Genomic DNA, 17,670 nt, shown 5'->3' on the forward strand with positions numbered 1-17,670 from the left:
CGGCGCGGATATCGTGTGTCCCGTGACCACCTCGTCGTCGCTGGACGCCGAACGGCTCCTCGCCAGAGAGCGCGACCGTGCCCTGGCGGACATCGACTGGACGGAGCTGCCCCCGGATGCGGTGCGCGGCCGGTTCGCCGCGCCGAGCGGTGAACTGGCGGTCGTGTCGATGGGCGATCCACAGGCTGCGCGGGTGGTCCTGGTCCCCGGCGTCACCGGGTCGAAGGAGGACTTCGTCCGGATGATGCCGATCCTGGCGTCCGCCGGCCACCACGTGCAGTCGTTCGACCTCGCCGGGCAATGGGAGTCGTCCGCGGCGGGTCCCGCGCCGGGGCGGCCGTTCACCGAGGAGCTGTTCGCGGAGGACCTGGTCGCGTTCCTCCGGGCGGGCCCGCCCGCGCACCTGCTCGGCTACTCCTTCGCCGGGATCGTCTCGCAGCTCGTCGCCGTCCGTCATCCGGAGCTCATCCGGTCCCTGGCGCTGCTGACGACGCCGCCCGGATCCGGCAATGTCTTCCGCGGCATGCGGGTGCTCGGTCCCGCGGCACCGCTGGCGAGCCCGAGGACCGGAGCGTCGCTCATGATCTGGGGGATCATGACGAACAAGAACCGGGTGCCGCCCGGACGACTCGCCTTCGTGCGCTCCCGGTTCGCACGGACGAGCCGCCGCAGCGTCGACGACATCATCGGGCTGATGATGCGCACACCCGACCGGCGTGCGGCCGTGCGCGCCCTGGACGTGCCCAAGCTCGTCGCGGTGGGTCGCCGCGACCTCTGGCCGCTGTCGGCGCACGAGCGCTTCGCGCGCGCGATCGGGGCCGAGATCCGGGCATACGACACCGGCCACAGCCCGTGCGAGACCACGCCCCACGAGCTGTGCCTGGACCTCCGGGAGCTCTACCTCCGCGCGGCGTGAGCCGCCCGCAGCGCTCGCCGGTGCCGCATGGCGCGTGCGCCGGACGGATGCAGGCGCAGGGTGGGCACGACGCGGGAGAGCCGTCGGCGCAGAGACGGCCAGCCGTCGAACGGGCGCGCCGACACGTCGACGATCAGGTCGGGGAGGTAGCGGACCGTCATGTCCGGTCGGATGTGGAACGAGAGGTCGAGGTCGTCGTGGATGCCCGGGTCGTCGCGGTGCACCTCGGCGCTCAGTGTCCGCCAGGCCTCGGCGCGCATCGCCATGTTCGATCCGTAGAGAGGCGGGTGCCCGAGATAGGGGGTGAGGACGCCGTACATGCCGCCGATGTAGAGGTGGCGCCCCGCCCACCGCACCGCCGCCGAGGCGCCGTAGAACCGGGCGCCCCCGGTGACGAAGTCCGGCGGCGGGTCGCCCTCGAAGGCGCGCTCCAGCGCGGCGAGCCACCCCGGCCCCGGCACGGAGTCGGCGTCCAGCCGGGCGATGACGTCTCCGGTCGCGGCGTCGTAGCCGGCGGCCGCGGCCCGCGGGATGCCGACGACCGGCTCCGCGACCACCTGGGCGCCGTGCCGTCGCGCGACGGCGACGCCGTCATCGGAGCTCGCGTTGTCCACGACGACGACCTCGTCGGCCCGGCGGCGCTGCGCGGCCAGCGCCTGCAGGCACGCGTCGAGCATCCTCGCGTCGTCCCGCACCGGGATCACCACGCTCATCCGCACGATGACGGCCTCCTCGTCCGATCCTCCCCGTCGTACGCTACGCCCGGACCGCCCCTCCGCGGCGGACCGGCGGCGGCTCAGCCGCGTCGGCCGCTGCGCTCCGCGGTGCGCACGACCTCGGTGCGCATCTCCTCGAGCGTCCTGCCCTTCGTCTCCGGCACGAAGAAGTACACGAGGAGCCAGGAGAGCAGGGCCATGACCGCGTACACGGCGTAGCTCCCCGGCAGCGACAGATCGCGCAGGGTCGGGAACGTGAAGTTGAGGACGACGCCCGCGATCCAGTTGGCCGACGCGCAGACCGAGAGCGCGACGCCGCGGATCCGGTTCGGGAACATCTCGCCGAGGAGCACCCACACGACCGGGCCCCAGGAGACCGCGAACGACACGACGAAGAGGTTCGCCGCGATGAGGGTGACCGGGCCCCAGGGGCCCGGGAGAGCCGGGGCGCCGTCGACGATCGTCGCGGTGGAGAACCCGATCGCCACCACGACGAGGGCGACGAACATCCCCACCGATCCGGCCAGGAGGAGCCGGCGACGACCGAGGCGGTCGATGAGCAGGATCGCGACGACGGTCGCGACGACGTTCACGAAGGAGCTCAGCACCGACAGGCCGAACGCCGCCTCCTCGTCGAACCCGACCGTCTGCCACAGCGAGGTGGAGTAGTAGAAGATGACGTCGATCCCGACGAGCGCCTGCAGCGCCGCGATCCCGATCCCGACCCAGACGAGCGGGAGGAACCCTCGTCGGCGGTCGATCACGTCGCGCAGCCTCCCGCTCGGGCGCTCGCGCAGGGTGGCCTCGATGTCCTCCGTGGTCCGTCGGGCCTCGTCCTCGGAGACTCCGAGGAGGCGCACGAGGACGCGGCGCGCCTGTTCGCTGCGGCCGCGGGCGACGAGGTGGCGGGGCGACTCCGGCACGGAGAAGGCCACGACGAGGTAGACGATCGCCGGCACCACGCCGGCGATGAACATCCAGCGCCACGCGGGAAGACCGAGGAGCAGCTGTGCGTCGGCGCCGCCCAGCGTCATCGCGATGCCGGTGTCGGACAGCAGCGCGGCGAAGATCCCGAGGACGATCGCCATCTGCTGCATCGACGACAACCGGCCACGGAACTCCGCCGGCGCGATCTCGGAGATGTACAGGGGCGCGATCACCGTGGCGAAGCCGACCCCGTAGCCCGTGAGCAGGCGCCACAGGGCCAGGTCCCACAGGCCTTGGGAGAGGCCGCAGCCGATCGCGGCGACGAGGAAGACGGCGCCCGCGACCGCCATCGTCCGCGGTCGTCCGATCCGGTCCGCGACGCTCCCGGCGCTCAGCGAGCCCAGGGCCGCGCCGACGAGCGTGACGGCGACGACGACGCCGAGCCCCACCGCGGAGAGGCCGAAGTTGTCCTCGATGGCTTGGACGGCGCCATTGATGACGGCGGTGTCGAAGCCGAAGAGGAAGCCGCCGACGGCGGCCGCGACGGAGATGACGACGACGCGGGAGGTGAGGCGACCGCCGTGCGGCCGAGGAGGGAGGGAGCGGGTCACGGAGAACTCCTCTTGTCGATTGTCGACCACGTTGGTCAGGGGGTGACGGGAAAGGCGATCGTCGTCATCAGGGCGTTGGCCGCCTGGCGCGAGTCGAGCCGGGTGTGCTGCACGACGATCGGCCGGTCCGAGCGGATCACCAGGCAGTAGTCGACGCCCGGCGGCACGGATTCCGGGTCGTCGAGTCGGTTCACCTGCTGGTGGAACGCGCGGCGGGCGGGCGCGACGAGCCGGTAGGGCCCCGCCGGCTCCCGGTCGGCGAAGTACACGAGGACGATGATCTGCGCGTCCTCATCGCCGGCGTTGAGGACGCAGAAGCTCTCGTGGCTCTGCAGCGCGGGATCGTCGCCGGTGCTCCCGGGAGGGACGCATCCATCGGCGATGACCCAGGTCCGTGCGCCGAGACCGGCGCGGTCGTCCCGCGCGTCAGAAGTCATTCGCGCTCCGGGCCATCAGGCCTCCGTCGCACACGAGGTGACTCCCCGTGACGTACGAGGCGGCGTCCGAGAGCAGCCACAGGCAGGCCTCGGCGATCTCGTCCGGCCGCGCCATCCGCCGCAGCGGGATCTGCTCCTCGGCGCTCGCCCGGAGACGCTCCCGCTCGGCTTCCAGAGCGTCGCCGCTGAGCCCGAAGTAGAGCATCGGCGTGTCCGTGGCCCCGGGGACCACCGCGTTCACCCGGATCCCGTCGTCGGCGAGGTCGATGGCCGCCGCGCGCACCAGTGCGGACACGCCGCCCTTCGAAGCGCCGTAGGCGGCGTTGGACCCGCCGGCGAACCCGGTGAACGCGGACGGGGAGGACAGGCACACGACCGCGCCCGGGGAGCGCTGGGCCCGGAACCGTCGTGCGGCCTCCTGGACCGTGTGGAAGACCCCCGTGAGGTTGACGTCGACGACCCGTCGCCACAGGTCCTCGGGGATCTCCCCGAGCCGGGCGTTGCGCTCGATGCCCGCCGCGGCGACGACGCCGGTGAGCGGTCCGAGCTGCTCGGCGGCGGCGACCACGGCGGCGGACACGTCCTCCTCGCGCGCGGTGTCGGCGGTGAGGACCGCGATCCCGGCCGCGCCGAGGGACAGGGCCTCCTCGCCGGCGGATCGCCCCGCCTCGGGGTCCACGTCGACGATTGCGATCGCGGCGCCGCGCGCGGCGGCCGCGCGGACCACGGCGCGACCGATCCCGCTCGCGCCGCCGGTGACGAGGACGACGTCCGTCATGGCCGGGGTGCCTCCGATTCCGTGAAGTGGGTGCGGATATGGTGGGCGACGACCTGCTCCAGCGCCTCGGTGTCGCCGGCGCGCAGGGCGGCGAGGAGCTCCCGGTGCTGCGCGGCGATCTCGGAGGCGTCCTGGTAGTAGCCGGCGTCGCGGCGGAAGTACGCGCGGACGCGCGGCTGGATCGACCGCCAGATCTGCAGGCAGTGCGGTTGCGCGGAGTACGTCACGACGGCCTCGTGGAACCGGACGTCCTGGTCCGCGAGCGCGGTCGCGTCCCCGGCGGCCGCGGCCTTCTCCATGTCGGCGATGATCGTCTCCAGCTGCGCCAGCCGCTCCTCCGTCAGGAGCGGGACGGCCTTGCGGAAGGCGTACTGCTCGAGCGAGATGCGCACGGGGACGAGGACGTTCTCGATCTCCTCCTGCGAGACCCCGAGCACCTCCGTCCCCCGGTACGGGTAGGACACGACCAGGCCCTCCTGTTCCAACTGACGCAGCGCCTCGCGGACGGGGGCCCGGCTGGTGCCGAGCTGCTGGGACAGGGCGATCTCGGTGAGCTTCTGGCCGGGCTGGAGCTGGCCCGAGGTGATGGCGTCCCGCAGCCGATCCGCCACGGCCTCTCGGCGAGAGGCGACGGGGATGGGCGGAAGACTGTGCAGATCGGACATGGCCGGAGCGTAACACGATTGCACTTTGTCGACATTCCTGTTCATCTCGCACTCAACCGCCGACCGGGACGCAGCGCCGTGCGGACGCCCTCTGCCACCGCGGGCACGCCGTTGACCCAGACGTGGCGGGCCGCATCCGAATAGCCGTCGGGTACGGAGAACGTGTCGACGGACGCGAGGCGGACCGGATCGAACACGACCAAGTCGGCGATGGCTCCGTCGCGCACGACGCCGCGGTCGCGGATGCCGAAGTGATCGGCGACCGCTCCGGTCATCTTGTGGATCGCCGTCGCCATGCTCAGCGTCCCGGTCCGCAGCACGTGGTGGGACAGATAGTGCGTGTGCCCGTAGGAGAAGAGGGGGTGGCGGGTCCGGGCCGCGAGCGGGCCGTCCTGGCGGCTGGTGTAGGCGTCCACGCCCAGGAGGAAGTCGTCGTGGCCGATGGCCTCCGCGAGGTGCTCGGGGGTGAACAGCTCGCCCAGGAGCTGGACGGCGCCCATGTCGGCCCCTGCGGCGGCGAGAACGTCGAACAGGGCGTCCCATTCGTCCTTTCCCGTGGACTCCGAGATCTCCGGGAACGACAGCCCCTCCAGTGCTGGAGTGGCCGGACTCACCCCCAGGCGCACGCGATGCCATTCGCCGCGGTGGAGGAAGCGCCAGTACCGGTCTGCGTCGGCGCGGACCCGTGCGCGCACCTCGGGGTCTCGCAGGAGCCGCGCCGCCGCGATCGGGCCGTCCGACAGCAGCCAGTCCGGCAGCAGCCCGGTCGCGAGCCCGATCCCGTCGGGGTACGGGGTCATGTCGGCGCGCACGGCGGTGCCGAGGTCGCGTTCCCTGCCCAGACGGTCGACCGCGCGGAGCCAGGCGTCCTCCTTCGCCCCGGTGCCGTGGCGCACGTTGAGGTGGGAGAGCTGCGCGCGCACGTCGCCGGCGCGCACGACGGCGAAGAACTCGTCGACGGCCTCGGCGAGGGCGCTGTCGCGGTTGCGGATGTGGCTGGCGTACATGGCCCCGCGCTCGCCGAGGACGCGCGCGAGCCGCTGCAGCTCGGCGGTGTCGGCGAAGCGTCCGTCGCCGTACTCCAGCCCGCTCGACATGCCGATCGCGCCGGCGTCGAGGGCTTCCCGCAGCCGGCGCTCCAGGGCGGCGTCGAGATCGACGCCGGTGTCGTTCGCGTCCGCGCGGGCGGCCCGGCGCAGTCCGGTGTGGCCGACGAACCACAGCAGGTTCTGCGCCGTGCCGCCCCCGTGCACGTGCGCGAGGTAGTCGTCGAAGGCCCGCCAGGACACCTCGCCCTCGAAGCCGAACGCGGCGAGCGCGGCACGGGTGGCGGCGGCGTCGCGGTCGGCGACCGGCGCGTACGTCACGCCGCAGTTGCCCACGATCTCGGTGGTGACGCCCTGGTGGATGGTGCTCAGCGCGTCCCGGTTGCCGAGAATCGACCAGTCGCTGTGGCTGTGCGGGTCGATGAGGCCGGGCGTGAGCAGCATGCCGTGCGCGTCGACGATCCGCACCGCCTCCGTCTCGCTGCCGGCGGGGAGCACCGCGATCCGGTCGCCGAGGATGCCGACGTCGCGCCGCTGCGGGGGGCCGCCGGTCCCGTCGAGCACGTCGGCGCCGGTGATGAGCGTGTCGAGCATCAGAGCACCTTGCTCAGGAAGGCGCGGGTGCGCTCCTCGCGAGGCGAACCGAACAGCGCCTCGGGGGCACCGGTCTCGACGATGCGTCCCTGGTCCATGTAGATGACGCGATCGGCCACCTCGCGCGCGAAGCCCATCTCGTGCGTGACGACGACCATGGTCATGCCCTCGGCCGCGAGCTCCTGCATGACGGCGAGGACCTCGCCCACGATCTCCGGGTCCAGCGCGGACGTGGGCTCGTCGAAGAGCATCACCCGCGGCTGCATGGCCAGCGCGCGGGCGATCGCCACCCGCTGCGCCTGACCGCCGGAGAGCGAGCCGGGGTAGGCGTCGATCTTGCTGCGGAGACCGACCTTCTCCAGGAGCGTCTCGGCGCGGGAGCGGGCCTCGTCGCGGGAGACCGCCAGGACCTTGCGCGGGGCGAGCATGATGTTGTCGCCCACCGTGAGGTGCGGGAAGAGGTTGAAGGACTGGAACACCATCCCGACGTCTCGCCGCACGGCCTCCAGGTCCGCCTTGGCCTCGTCCGGGCCCAGGCGGTGGCCGTTGATCTCGATGGCGCCATGGCTCGGCTTCTCGAGGCCGTTCATGCTGCGAAGCAGCGTGCTCTTGCCCGAGCCCGAGGCGCCGATGACGCAGACGACCTCGCTCTCGGCGACCGTGCATGAGATGCCGTGCAGGACCTCCGTGTCCCCGAAGCTGAGACGCAGGTCAGTGACAGTGATCATCGGCGGGCTCCTTTGGCCGGGGTCAGGGCGTCGCCGATCTTCGGCGCCGCGACGCGCACGCTGAGTCGTCGCTCGTAGCGGCGCGCGAGAGAGGTGAGGGCGAAGCAGATGACGAAGTACACCGCTCCGACGATGAGGTAGGACGAGATGGGCTGGCCAGTCTGCGACGCGACGATGTTCCCGGCCCTGGTGAGCTCGATCAGGCCGATCACCGCGACGAGCGAGCTGTCCTTGATGAGGATGACGAGGAAGCCGATCCCGGGCGGGACGATGATCTTGGCAGCCTGGGGGAGGATCACCCACCGGAGCCGCGAGACGTAGGAGAGACCGAGCGCCTCCGCCGCCTCGAACTGGCCTCGGGGGATCGCCTGGATGCTGCCGCGCACGATCTCGCTGACGTACGCCGACGCGAACACCGACAGCGCGACGACGGCGGCCCAGTACTCCGGGACGTTGCTCCCCGGGGACAGCAGCGGCAGGCCGAAGTAGACGAAGAAGATGATGAGGAGGACGGGGACGCCGCGGATCGCGCCGACCCAGATCGCGCCGATCCACCGGAGGACCCGGACGGGGCCGGTCGAGGCGATCCCGAACAGCAGGCCCAGCGCGCCGCCGAAGAGGACGGAGAGCGCGCAGATCTGCAGGGTGACGATCGTCCCCTGGAGGATGAGCGACAGGTCCTGGCCGTCGAGGGGAGTGAACATCAGGCCACCTTCCAGCGGACTCGGGATTCGAGGGCACGGGATCCTGCCGCGATGACGAAGGCGACCGCGAAGTACAGGAGCCCGCCGACGACGAAGGTCTCGATTGTGCGGAACGTGGTCGTGGTGATGCCCATCATCACGTGCATGAGCTCGGGCACGGCGACGACGGAGGCGATGGACGAGGCCAGGAACAGCAGGATCACCTGGTTGGTCATCGCCGGCGTGACCGCGCGCAGGGCCGGGGTGAGCAGCACGTGGACGAACGTCGTGCGGCGGGAGAGGCCCAGCGCGGCGGCGGCCTCGCCGAGGCCCTTCGGCAGGGAGGCGAATCCGGCGCGGTAGATCTCGGCGACGTACGCGGAGTGGTTCACGCTCAGCGCGATGATCCCTGCGGTGACGGGGTCCAGGTTGACCCCGACCGACGGGAGAGCGAAGTAGACGAGGTAGAGCTGGAGCAGCAGCGGTGTGTTGCGGATCACCTCGATGTACGCCGCACCCAGCCAGCGCGCGGGTGCCACGTGCGACGCGCGAGCGAGGTGGACGAGGATACCGAGCACGCTGCCGATCGCCACCGCGGCGAGGGTGACCAGGATGCTGACGCCGAGACCGGCCAGCAGCACGCCGGCGTAGGGGAGGAGGTCCCCGAAATAGAGTTGCATTCTTCCTCCGGACCGGGTGGCGCCGCGCGCCACCCGGCGTCGTGGGTCACTTGATCAGGTCGGGGACGTCCGTGCCGAGCCACTCGTTGTACGAGTCGTTCGCCGCGTCGCTGATGTTGTAGTTCAGGAGGAAGTTGTTCAGATAGTTCAGCCAGAGCTGATCGCCCATCCTGACGCCGAAGGAGACCACGGAGGGGCTGAGCTCGGGGGCGTCCACGATCGTGAACTCGTCCGAGTCGGCCACGATCCCCGCCGCGACGGAGTGGCTCTCCATCAGCGCGTCGACCTTGGCGCTGCGCAGGGCCTGCACCGAGTCGGCGACCGCCTCGAACAGGCTCGCCTTAGCCTCGGGGAAGCGCGACTCCAGGATCGTCGCGGGCACGCTGCCGCGGGTGGCCGCGACCGTGCGCCCGGCCAGGTCGTCGTAGGAGTCGATGTCGCTGCCCTTCGGCACGAGCACGACCTGACCCTCGGCGGCATACGGGCGCGTCATGGCGACCACCTGGGCCCGCTCGTCGAGGTTCGTCAGGGCGGCGATGACGACGTCCACCTTGCCGGTCTCCAGCAGGGGGATCCGGTTCGCGTTGGTGGTCGACACGAACTCGATCTCGGCGCCCAGGGAGTCCGCGAGGGCCTGCGCCTTGTCGATGTCGAAGCCCTCGTACTCGCCGGAGCTGCTGAGCACGCCGTACGGCGGAGCATCCGCGAAGACGCCGACCACGAGCTTCTTGGAGGTGAGGACCTTGGTCAGGATGCTCTCGCCCGCACTCGTCGCGGACGTGGTCGGGGAGGTGCAGGCCGTCAGCGCGGCTGCGGCGAGGACGGCGGCCGCGCCGGCGGTGATCCATCGGGTGTACTTCATCGTGCTGCCCTTCTCTGGGTGGGTGTTCTCACGCGCGACGCCGCGTCGTCGTGGCGATCGCACCGGCCGTTCCCAGGCCGGGCGTTCCGCGCCGACGCCGATGCTAGCCGACAATTGGCTTATTGTCGACAATCGACTATCGTCATGACTCACGTCGGCTGTGACCCGACGGCGATCCCGAGGAAAGGCGCTCATGAAGATCACCGGCATCGAGACATGCGGACTGCGCGGGGCCACGCCCGAGGGGGGCTGGTCGAACGAGCTGAAGCCGGACGACGTCGTCCACACCCTCGTCGCGGTCCACACGGACGAGGGCCTCGTCGGCATCGGCAGCGCCTTCACCAGCGAGAGCCTCGTTCGTGGGGCGATCGAGCTGCTCGCTCCGCACCTGCACGGGCAGGACCCGCGGGAGGTCGAGCGGCTCACCGAGACGCTGCACCAGACGGCGTTCTGGATGGGCAGGGGCGGATCGCTGACGCATGCGACCAGCGCCATCGACATCGCGCTCTGGGACATCGCCGGTCAGGCGCTGCGGCGGCCGGTGGGGGCGCTCCTGGGCGGGCGGTACCGCGACCGGGTGCGGCCGTACGCGTCCGTGCTCATGGACGAGGAGGGCCCCATGACCGAGAACCTCCTCGCGCTCGCCGCTCAGGGGTTCCGCGCCTTCAAGATCGGCTGGTGGAAGTTCGGGCGCGTCGACGCGCGCACCGATGAGCGGACGGTCGCGGCAGCCAGGGAGGCGGTCGGCGACGCGCTGCTCGCGGTGGACGCGGGCGGATCCGAAGGGTTCTTCCCCGGCTCGCTGAGCTGGGCGAAGCGGACGGCGCGGATGCTCGCCGACTACGACGTGGCGTGGTTCGAGGAGGCGCTGGCCCCGGACGACATCGACGGCTTCGTCGAGCTCCGCGCGAGCTCACCGGTGCCCATCAGCGGCGGCGAGGTGCTCACGCGCCGGCAGAGCTTTGCCCCGTACCTCGCGCGCCGCGCCTTCGACATCGTCCAGCCCGACACCACCAAGGGCGGCGGGCTCAGCGAGTCCCGGCGAATCGGCTGGGCGGCCCAGGACGCGGGAATGCGGCTCATCCCCCACGGCTGGAACACCGCCGTCGGTCTCGCCGCCGACCTGCAGCTCTCCTCGGCCCTGGCCCACACCGACCTGGTCGAGTACAAGACCGGGTCCGAGTACGTCGATGCGCTCGTCGAGGGCGGATGGACGCTCGACACGGACGGCATGCTGCCCATCCCGAGCGCACCGGGTCTCGGGGTGTCGCTGAGCCGCGAGACTCTGGAGCGTTACGGCACGCGACCGGACTTCGCCCGTCCGCGGGGGTGAGGGGCCGTCGTCGCCCACGCTCGTCCCCGGGGTCACACCGCTCCCGGGCCGCAGGCCGGGAGCGCGACGCCCGCCCTGGTGAGCATCGCCGCCGGCTCCGGGCGCGCGGACATGAGGCGGATGATCGGGCCGAGCGCGGCGCGCGCGCTCGCCAAGCGCAGTGCCGTCTCGCGAACCGTCGTGAGAAGGCGGCCCTGTCGGAACATCACGCGCGCGAGTAGGCGCGAGTTCGACTGCGCCGACTCGACGCGAGGACGCTGCTCCTGCTCCCACGCGGCAAGAACAACCGGCAGCGTGCCTCGGTCCGCGTGGGGGAGGACGCGAGAGAGCGTCCATGCGGACTCCAGCGCCATCGCCGCGCCGATCCCTGCCGTGGGCAGGAAGGCTGCGGCGGCGTCCCCGAGGAGGACGGCGCCCGGGGCGGTCCACGCCGCAGCGCGCGCGTCCTCCAGTCGCCACCAGTAGGGGGACGGATCGGCGGCAGCCGCGTCGAGGGCGGCTGCCAGGCGCGGCGTCGGAGCGGTCACGCCATGCCGGACCCGCTGGGCGAACGCGGCCGCACCCTTCTCCCGGATCTCCGCCGGCCCGCCGAGGAACACCCCGCGCCGGCGTCCCGTGCCGCCTCCGACGGGGTAGACGCCGAGGAAGAAGCCGTTCCCCCAGAGCTCGTCGCCGGTGTGGGGGTCCTCGTCGTCCTCGCTCCAGAGCACCCATCCGCCCCACCCCGTCCGAGTCCTCTCGATCGGCTGCACCGGGAGCAGGGCCCGCAGCGCGGAGCCGATGCCGTCCGCGCCGACCACGAGGTCGAACCGCTCCGCTCGGAAGGCGGAGCGCGGGGCGTCAGTGCCCTCCGCGGACGCCGACGCGAGGGTCACGCGGCGGCCGCCGCGCTCGGGCGTGCACGAGGCCACAGTGAGGCCGGGGGTCACGGTGCAGCCGTCCGCCGTGAGCACGTCCAGCAGTGTCCCGCGGTCGATGCCCCGGTAGTCGCCGTGCGCCGAGAGCAGGTCTCCGAGCGGGTCCCGGCGGAGGACGCGTCCGCGGTGCGAGTGGAAGGCGAACGTGCGCAATGCCACGCTGCGCTCTCGGTAGAGCGCGGTCGCACCGAGGTCGCGGAAGACGGGGTCCGCGTTGGGCATCAGCGCGAGCATGTACCCCGGGTGCTCGCCCGGCGCCGTGCGTTCCACGAGCGCGGGGTGCAGTCCTCGCCGTCTGAGCAGCTGGGCGAGCGCGGTGCCCGCGACGCCGGCGCCCACGATGAGGATCCGCAGCGGGTCGTCCCGCTGGGCGTGGAGCTGGTCGTCGAGCGATGCGGTGATGAACACGGTGCCTCCCGGGCGAGACGGATTGGACCGGGTGGTCCAATCCGAGGATACGCCTAGTGGACCACCCGGTCCATTAGGCTCGGGGCATGCCAGGACCACTGCCGCTCGCTCCCGACCGCCGTGACGCCCTGATCGCGGCGACCCTCGCGGAGTTCGACGCGCAGGGATACGACGGCGCCTCGCTCAATCGGATCATCCGGACCGTCGGGATGAGCAAGAGCTCCTTCTACCACTTCGTCGGATCCAAGGCGGAGCTCTTCGACGCCGTCATCGCGCTCCTCCTCGACGATGTCTCCGAGCGCTGGCGCCCGCCGTCGGCGGAGACGTTCCGGGCCGACTTCTGGGGGTCCGCGCGTGCGGTGCTCGACGACGCGGGGGCCCTGACCGCGACGGATCCGGCTCTCCGCGCGCTCGGCCGGATCTTCTACCTTCCCGGTGCACCCGAGGACACCGGGGAGCGGGCGCGGCTCTTCGCCGCCGTCCGCGGATGGGTGGGGGACGTGCTGGACGTCGGAAGGGACGCCGGGGCCGTGCGCGCGGACCTGCCGGCGCCCCTCCTCGCCGACGCCGCCTTCGCGGTGCTCCGGACGATCGACGAATGGGTGCTGCGCGAGGAGCGCACGCCTGCGGACGCCGAGATCGCCGAGCGCGCCTCGCTGTCGCTGATCCGAGGGCTCCTCTCCCCCGACGCCGACCGCTGAACCGGTGTCCCGGGCGCGTCCTGGGCACCGTGCGGGTCACGAGGGGCTCCCGCGAACTCCGGGTTTCCGTGCCCAGGCGTCGGGTTTCCCCCGTTCCGGGCATCGGAGAGCGGTGCCTAGATTGCAGTGGGCGCGGGATCCCGGGCCCTTCCCCGAACCGAGGACACCCCATGCCGCCGTCCCCCGTGCGCCCCGTCTCTTCACGCCCCGCCGCCCGTGCCGCGACCATCGAGGTCGTCTGGTTCTTCGCGATCGCGATCCTGCTGTGCTTCGCCCTGTCCGTGCCGATGGTGTTCCGGCTGGTGCCGACCGACCTCAACAACCTGATCACGCCGATCCTCCAACTGACCCCGCTCATCGCCGCGGTCATCCTGTGGCTCGTCCGCCGGCCGGGGACGTTCCGCGAGACCTTCGCCACCGGGTGGCGCGGCACGCCCCGATGGGCGGGCATCGGGATCGGGCTCATCGCCGCGATCGCTGCGATCCAGACGGCCATCGCCCTCGCGACCGGGATCTGGCCGCTCAATCCGCTCGACGAGATCCTGGCGGCGACGCTGTGGATCGTCCCGGTCTTCCTCCTGCAGTCGCTGTTCGCGATCGGCGAGGAGTTCGGATGGCGCGGATGGCTCGCAACCCGAGCGGCGAGCTGGGGCTTCTGGCGGCTCTCCGTCATCAGCGGCCTCGTCTGGATCGTCTGGCACCTCCCGGTGCTCGCGGTCATCGGGGACCGGCCGCTCTGGGACATCGTGATCTACTACGCGGGCATGCTGCCGTGGGCTCCGCTGCTGCTCGCGCTGCGGTGGCGCTCCGGCAGCGTGTGGCCGGCGGTCCTGACCCACGGGGCGATCAACAGCATCCGTGTGTACCTGCTGCAGTCCGTTCCGAACGCGACGGATCACCTGCTCATCGAGGTGATCGGCTGGGCGCTGACCCTCGCCGCGGCCGCGTGGCTGATGCGCACCCGCCCGGCCTTCGCCGGCCCGGCGGTGCGATGAGCACGGGCGTCAGGGGCGGGTGAGCTCCTCCAGGACCTCGACGATGTGGCGGTAGCCGTGGCCGGTCGCCCGCGTCATGCCGATCTCGCACGTGCGGTTCGCCGAGACGAAGGCGTCGAAGGGGCGCTCGGTCTCGGCGTCGCGGATCTCGGCCGCCTCCACGGCCGTCGCCGAGGCCGTGAGCTCCGGGTGGAGCATGCCCCGGTCGCCCGCGAACGCGCAGCATCCCCATCCGTCGGGGACGAAGACGTCGTCGGCCACGGCGGCCGCGAGCCGCGTCAGCGCGCCGGTGGCGCCGAGAGCCGTCGTCGAGCACGTCGGGTGCACGGCGATGCGATCGAGCTTCACCGGGACGTCGAGTCGAGGCAGCAGCTCCCGGGCGGCGAACGTCGTCGCGTCCTCGATCACGAGTCCCGCGTACTCCGGGTGCTCGGCCACCGCGTGGGTGAGCATGACGTGCAGCCCCTCGGTGCAGGACGCGGCGTCGCAGACGACCGGAAGCTCTCCCTCCCTGCTCGCGGCCCACAGCGCGGAGAGCACCCGATCCGTCATCCGGCCGTACCCGGCGAGATGCCCCTTCGACTTCCACGGGGTGCCGCAGCAGAGACCGCCCGCGTCCTCCGGGACGACCACGGGGACGCCCGTGCGATCCAGCAGGGTGCGCAGGGCGTCGCGCGAGCCGTCTCCGTCGCCTTCCGCGCCGAACATCGTGCCGATGCACGCGCCGAAGAAGACCGCCCGGGCGTCCGCCGGATCCCCGGGCCGCGGAGGCCGTGTGCCGCCACGGGAGAGCCCCGCGTCGTACAGGGGCACGGTGTCCGCCCCCAGCACGGCACGCCCGAGCTTCGTCGCCCCGCGGACGAGGGGAGCAGGCAGGGCGTCGGCGACGGTGAGGGCGGCGGAGCCCAGCCGCGTCACGGCGCCCCAGCCCCTTGCGGCGGCGTCCCACAGGCCGTCCTCCACGGCGGACGCCTGCTCCGCGCGCAGCCGGCGGACGAGATCGCCGGTGTTGATGTCGACCGGACAGGCGACCCCGCACATGCCGTCCACGGCACAGGTCTGGACGCCCTCGTAGTCGTAGTCGGCACGGAGGTCCCGCAGCAGCTCGGTGTCGCCCTGCTCCTCGGCCCAGGCCATGTCACGGCGCAGCACGATCCGCTGCCTCGGGGTCAGCGTGAGGTCCTTGCTCGGGCAGGTCGGCTCGCAGTAGCCGCACTCCACACAGCGATCGACCTCGCCCTCGACCGTCGGCACTCGCTTGAGGTCGCGCAGGTACGAGTCGGGGTCCTCGGACAGGACGACGCCGGGGTTGAGGAGCCCGGACGGATCGATGAGCCGTTTGATGTCCCACATGAGGTCGGTGAGCTCGTCCCCGTACTGCCGGCGCACGAACGGCGCCATGATCCGGCCGGTGCCGTGCTCGGCCTTCAGCGACCCCTGCTGGGACAGCACGAGCTCCACGAGGTCGTCCGTGAACCGCCGATAGCGGGCGATGCTGTCCGGGTCGTCGAAGCGCTCGTTGAGCAGGAAGTGCACGTTGCCGTCCTTGGCGTGCCCGAAGATGACGGACCCCTCGTAGCCGTGCAGGGCGAATAGCTCGATCAGTCGCTCGCAGGTGGCCAGGAGCCGGTCCACCGGGACGACGATGTCCTCGAGCAACGCCGTCGTGCCGGAAGGCCGAGCGCCCGCCACCGCCGTGTAGAGGCCCTTGCGCACATGCCAGAGCGCGGCGCGCTCGGCGGCGTCGGTGGTCAGGGAGGCCTCGACGGTCAGAGGGAGCGCGTCGATGTGCACGAGGGCCGCCGCCGATGCACGGCCGAGCTCGGCCGTGTCTTTCGCATGGATCTCGACGAGGAGGGCGGCGTGCTGGTCGACGGCGATGTCCGCGATCGCCGCGGGCACGTCGCTGAGGCCCTGGGCCACGCGGAGGGAGGCCGCGTCCATGAGCTCGATCGTCGCGAGACCGAGGCCGGTGAGACCGGGGAGGGCCGCCATCGCATCCGACAGCGTCTCGAACACGAGCAGACCGGTCGCGATCGCCGGTCGGACCTCGATCGTGCGGAACCGCGCCTCCGCGACGAAGGCGAGCGTGCCCTCCGAACCGATCACGAGATGCTCCAGGATCCGCACCGGATCGTCGAAGTCGAGCAGCGCGTTGATGCCGTAGCCCATGGTGTTCTTCATCGAGAACTGCTGCCGGACGAACGCGACCTGCTCGGGGGAGGCGCGCAGGCGATCCCGCAGCGCGAGGAGCCCGTCGGCGATCTCCGGCTCCTGCCTGCGCAGCCGTTCCTCCGCGTCGGGCGCCCCGGTGTCGAGGATCGTCCCGCTCGGGAGGACCAGCAGCAGCGACTCGATGGTCCGGTAGGAGTTCTCGACGATCCCGCAGGCCATGCCGCTGGAGTTGTTGGCGACGACGCCGCCGATCGTGCAGGCGATCTCGCTCGCGGGATCCGGGCCGAGCTTGCGTCCGTGGCGGGCGAGGCGTGTGTTCACCTGTCGCACCGTCGCGCCCGGTCCCACGCGCACGGACGCCCCGGCGTCCTCGACCGTGATCCGGCGGAAGTGGGAGCGGGTGTCGACGAGGACGTCGCCGCTGACGCCCTGGCCGGACAGGCTCGTGCCTCCGGAGCGGAACGTCAGGGTGCGTCCTGCGGCGCGCACGGCGTCGAACGCGCGGGCCACGCCCTCCGCGTCGGTCGGGGAGAGCACGGCGTCGGGCACGAGCAGATAGTGCGATGCGTCGTGCGCCCGGGAGAAGCGATCGATGGAGCGCACCTGGACCTCGGTGCCCGGGGCGAGCAGCGCGGTGTCGAGTGGGGCGGCGAGTGCGGGGGCCACGATGCTCCTCGGGTGGGGGAAAGATTGTCAGACAAGTGTACCGACTTGTGTGGGCCTCGGTAGGCTGGAAGGGTGACGAGCATCGCGGAGGCCGGTCTGGGGGTCGTGGGCGTCGTGGACGCCGTCACCGCACAGCTGCGGGCGCGGATCCTCCAGGGCGACATCCGTCCGGGTGCGCCGTTGACCGAGGCGGCCGTGTCCCAGACGTACGGAGTCGCCCGTCCGACCGCGAAGGCGGCGATCGAGCAGCTCGTCGCGAACGGGCTGCTCGTCCGCACCGCCCATCGCAGCGCCCGCGTCGCAGAGATCGACCCGGAAACCGTGCGCGACGTCTATCGCACCCGCACCCGTCTGGAGAGCGCGGCGCTGCGGGAGCTCGCCGAGACCCGGTCGGTGCCCGTGGCGGCCGCCGCGGCGAACGCGGAGATCCTGGCGATGCCGCCCGGCCCGGATCCCGCCACGGTCGATCCGGACCTGCGCTTCCACGCCGCCCTCATCGACGCGCTCGGCAGTGACCGCACGGCGCGGATGTACCGCAGCGTCCTGGACGAGGTGCGCCTCTGCATGGCGCAGGTGCAGGGGCGAAGACTGCTCGACGCCGCCGCCATCGCCGCGCAGCACGCCGCCATGCTCGACGCCGTGGCGGCCGGGGAGGGCGAGCGCGCCGCGGACCTCCTCGCCGCGCACCTCGCATCGGCCGAGCAGCGGCTCGTCGAGGCGCTGCTCGCCGACTGACGGGGTGGCGGTGACCCCGCCCGGGGGGCATTTTCCGGCAAGACATTGAACACGCCTTCAAGTCATGCCAGAATATCGGTCTTACAGACGCGCGCGG

General features: G+C 72.0%; 17 protein-coding genes. 5 read left to right on the forward strand and 12 right to left on the reverse strand.

Features of this window, described 5'->3' with window-relative positions:
• Positions 1-22 precede the first annotated feature (22 nt).
• Complete coding sequence (locus V6R91_RS10120) at positions 23-916, forward strand: alpha/beta fold hydrolase (protein WP_271060540.1); 894 nt, start codon at positions 23-25, stop codon at positions 914-916.
• On the opposite strand, the gene V6R91_RS10125 is transcribed toward V6R91_RS10120, so the two are convergent.
• The 10 genes from V6R91_RS10125 to V6R91_RS10170 all read right to left on the reverse strand — a co-directional run bounded on the left by V6R91_RS10125 (position 898) and on the right by V6R91_RS10170 (position 9,643).
• Complete coding sequence (locus tag V6R91_RS10125) at positions 898-1,629, reverse strand: glycosyltransferase family A protein (protein WP_336395337.1); 732 nt, start codon at positions 1,627-1,629, stop codon at positions 898-900. The two genes, V6R91_RS10120 and V6R91_RS10125, sit on opposite strands and share 19 nt — an antisense overlap.
• Positions 1,630-1,712: 83 nt before the next feature.
• Positions 1,713-3,200, reverse strand: a complete 1,488-nt coding sequence (locus tag V6R91_RS10130; RefSeq protein ID WP_336395338.1) for a sugar porter family MFS transporter — start codon at positions 3,198-3,200, stop codon at positions 1,713-1,715.
• A 5-nt stretch (positions 3,201-3,205) separates the two neighbouring features.
• Positions 3,206-3,607: a sensory rhodopsin transducer gene (locus tag V6R91_RS10135; protein WP_336395339.1), complete on the reverse strand. Its 402-nt coding sequence runs from the start codon at positions 3,605-3,607 to the stop codon at positions 3,206-3,208.
• Positions 3,597-4,385: an SDR family NAD(P)-dependent oxidoreductase gene (locus V6R91_RS10140; protein WP_336395340.1), complete on the reverse strand. Its 789-nt coding sequence runs from the start codon at positions 4,383-4,385 to the stop codon at positions 3,597-3,599. Before V6R91_RS10140 ends, V6R91_RS10135 begins: the two co-directional genes overlap by 11 nt.
• Positions 4,382-5,050, reverse strand: coding sequence for a GntR family transcriptional regulator (locus tag V6R91_RS10145; protein WP_271060544.1), 669 nt, complete (start codon positions 5,048-5,050; stop codon positions 4,382-4,384). Before V6R91_RS10145 ends, V6R91_RS10140 begins: the two co-directional genes overlap by 4 nt.
• A 41-nt stretch (positions 5,051-5,091) precedes the next feature.
• Complete coding sequence (locus V6R91_RS10150) at positions 5,092-6,690, reverse strand: N-acyl-D-amino-acid deacylase family protein (protein WP_336395341.1); 1,599 nt, start codon at positions 6,688-6,690, stop codon at positions 5,092-5,094.
• Positions 6,690-7,418 carry an amino acid ABC transporter ATP-binding protein gene (locus tag V6R91_RS10155; RefSeq protein WP_271060546.1) on the reverse strand — a complete coding sequence of 243 codons (729 nt, stop codon included), beginning with the start codon at positions 7,416-7,418 and terminating at the stop codon, positions 6,690-6,692. The genes V6R91_RS10150 and V6R91_RS10155 overlap by 1 nt, the downstream gene beginning before the upstream one ends.
• The gene (locus V6R91_RS10160) at positions 7,415-8,122 is read right to left on the reverse strand and encodes an amino acid ABC transporter permease (protein WP_271060547.1); all 708 of its coding nucleotides are present in this window, start codon (positions 8,120-8,122) and stop codon (positions 7,415-7,417) included. Before V6R91_RS10160 ends, V6R91_RS10155 begins: the two co-directional genes overlap by 4 nt.
• Positions 8,122-8,781: an amino acid ABC transporter permease gene (locus tag V6R91_RS10165; protein ID WP_271060548.1), complete on the reverse strand. Its 660-nt coding sequence runs from the start codon at positions 8,779-8,781 to the stop codon at positions 8,122-8,124. The genes V6R91_RS10160 and V6R91_RS10165 overlap by 1 nt, the downstream gene beginning before the upstream one ends.
• A gap of 46 nt (positions 8,782-8,827) precedes the next feature.
• Positions 8,828-9,643 carry a transporter substrate-binding domain-containing protein gene (locus V6R91_RS10170; RefSeq protein WP_271060549.1) on the reverse strand — a complete coding sequence of 272 codons (816 nt, stop codon included), beginning with the start codon at positions 9,641-9,643 and terminating at the stop codon, positions 8,828-8,830.
• 193 nt (positions 9,644-9,836) lie between these two features.
• Here V6R91_RS10170 and V6R91_RS10175 point away from each other — a divergent pair, with 193 nt between their 5' ends.
• Positions 9,837-10,976: a mandelate racemase/muconate lactonizing enzyme family protein gene (locus V6R91_RS10175; protein WP_336395342.1), complete on the forward strand. Its 1,140-nt coding sequence runs from the start codon at positions 9,837-9,839 to the stop codon at positions 10,974-10,976.
• A gap of 32 nt (positions 10,977-11,008) precedes the next feature.
• Here the strand turns inward: V6R91_RS10175 and V6R91_RS10180 are convergent, their stop codons facing one another.
• Positions 11,009-12,301, reverse strand: a complete 1,293-nt coding sequence (locus tag V6R91_RS10180) for an FAD-dependent oxidoreductase (protein WP_271060551.1) — start codon at positions 12,299-12,301, stop codon at positions 11,009-11,011.
• Positions 12,302-12,387: 86 nt separating this feature from the next.
• Here V6R91_RS10180 and V6R91_RS10185 point away from each other — a divergent pair, with 86 nt between their 5' ends.
• Positions 12,388-13,002 (forward strand): TetR/AcrR family transcriptional regulator, encoded by a 615-nt coding sequence (locus tag V6R91_RS10185; RefSeq protein ID WP_271060552.1) that lies wholly within the window; start codon positions 12,388-12,390, stop codon positions 13,000-13,002.
• 170 nt (positions 13,003-13,172) lie between these two features.
• Positions 13,173-13,997 carry a CPBP family intramembrane glutamic endopeptidase gene (locus tag V6R91_RS10190; RefSeq protein WP_336395343.1) on the forward strand — a complete coding sequence of 275 codons (825 nt, stop codon included), beginning with the start codon at positions 13,173-13,175 and terminating at the stop codon, positions 13,995-13,997.
• A 9-nt stretch (positions 13,998-14,006) separates the two neighbouring features.
• Here the strand turns inward: V6R91_RS10190 and V6R91_RS10195 are convergent, their stop codons facing one another.
• Positions 14,007-16,838, reverse strand: coding sequence for an FAD-binding and (Fe-S)-binding domain-containing protein (locus V6R91_RS10195; RefSeq protein ID WP_336395344.1), 2,832 nt, complete (start codon positions 16,836-16,838; stop codon positions 14,007-14,009).
• Positions 16,839-16,910: 72 nt separating this feature from the next.
• Between V6R91_RS10195 and V6R91_RS10200 the strand changes: the two genes are divergently transcribed.
• The gene (locus tag V6R91_RS10200; RefSeq protein WP_336395345.1) at positions 16,911-17,573 is read left to right on the forward strand and encodes a GntR family transcriptional regulator; all 663 of its coding nucleotides are present in this window, start codon (positions 16,911-16,913) and stop codon (positions 17,571-17,573) included.
• Positions 17,574-17,670 lie beyond the last annotated feature (97 nt).

The organism is Microbacterium sp. CCNWLW41 (genome assembly GCF_037083505.1).

Excerpts from the sequence above, each read along its gene's own strand:
- V6R91_RS10125 (WP_336395337.1), bottom strand. The coding sequence starts at position 1,629 with ATGAGCGTGGTGATCCCGGTGCGGGACGACGCGAGGATGCTCGACGCG.
- V6R91_RS10135 (WP_336395339.1), bottom strand. The coding sequence starts at position 3,607 with ATGACTTCTGACGCGCGGGACGACCGCGCCGGTCTCGGCGCACGGACC.
- V6R91_RS10140 (WP_336395340.1), bottom strand. The coding sequence starts at position 4,385 with ATGACGGACGTCGTCCTCGTCACCGGCGGCGCGAGCGGGATCGGTCGC.
- V6R91_RS10145 (WP_271060544.1), bottom strand. The coding sequence starts at position 5,050 with ATGTCCGATCTGCACAGTCTTCCGCCCATCCCCGTCGCCTCTCGCCGA.
- V6R91_RS10150 (WP_336395341.1), bottom strand. The coding sequence starts at position 6,690 with ATGCTCGACACGCTCATCACCGGCGCCGACGTGCTCGACGGGACCGGC.
- V6R91_RS10155 (WP_271060546.1), bottom strand. The coding sequence starts at position 7,418 with ATGATCACTGTCACTGACCTGCGTCTCAGCTTCGGGGACACGGAGGTC.
- V6R91_RS10160 (WP_271060547.1), bottom strand. The coding sequence starts at position 8,122 with ATGTTCACTCCCCTCGACGGCCAGGACCTGTCGCTCATCCTCCAGGGG.
- V6R91_RS10165 (WP_271060548.1), bottom strand. The coding sequence starts at position 8,781 with ATGCAACTCTATTTCGGGGACCTCCTCCCCTACGCCGGCGTGCTGCTG.
- V6R91_RS10170 (WP_271060549.1), bottom strand. The coding sequence starts at position 9,643 with ATGAAGTACACCCGATGGATCACCGCCGGCGCGGCCGCCGTCCTCGCC.
- V6R91_RS10175 (WP_336395342.1), top strand. The coding sequence starts at position 9,837 with ATGAAGATCACCGGCATCGAGACATGCGGACTGCGCGGGGCCACGCCC.
- V6R91_RS10185 (WP_271060552.1), top strand. The coding sequence starts at position 12,388 with ATGCCAGGACCACTGCCGCTCGCTCCCGACCGCCGTGACGCCCTGATC.
- V6R91_RS10190 (WP_336395343.1), top strand. The coding sequence starts at position 13,173 with ATGCCGCCGTCCCCCGTGCGCCCCGTCTCTTCACGCCCCGCCGCCCGT.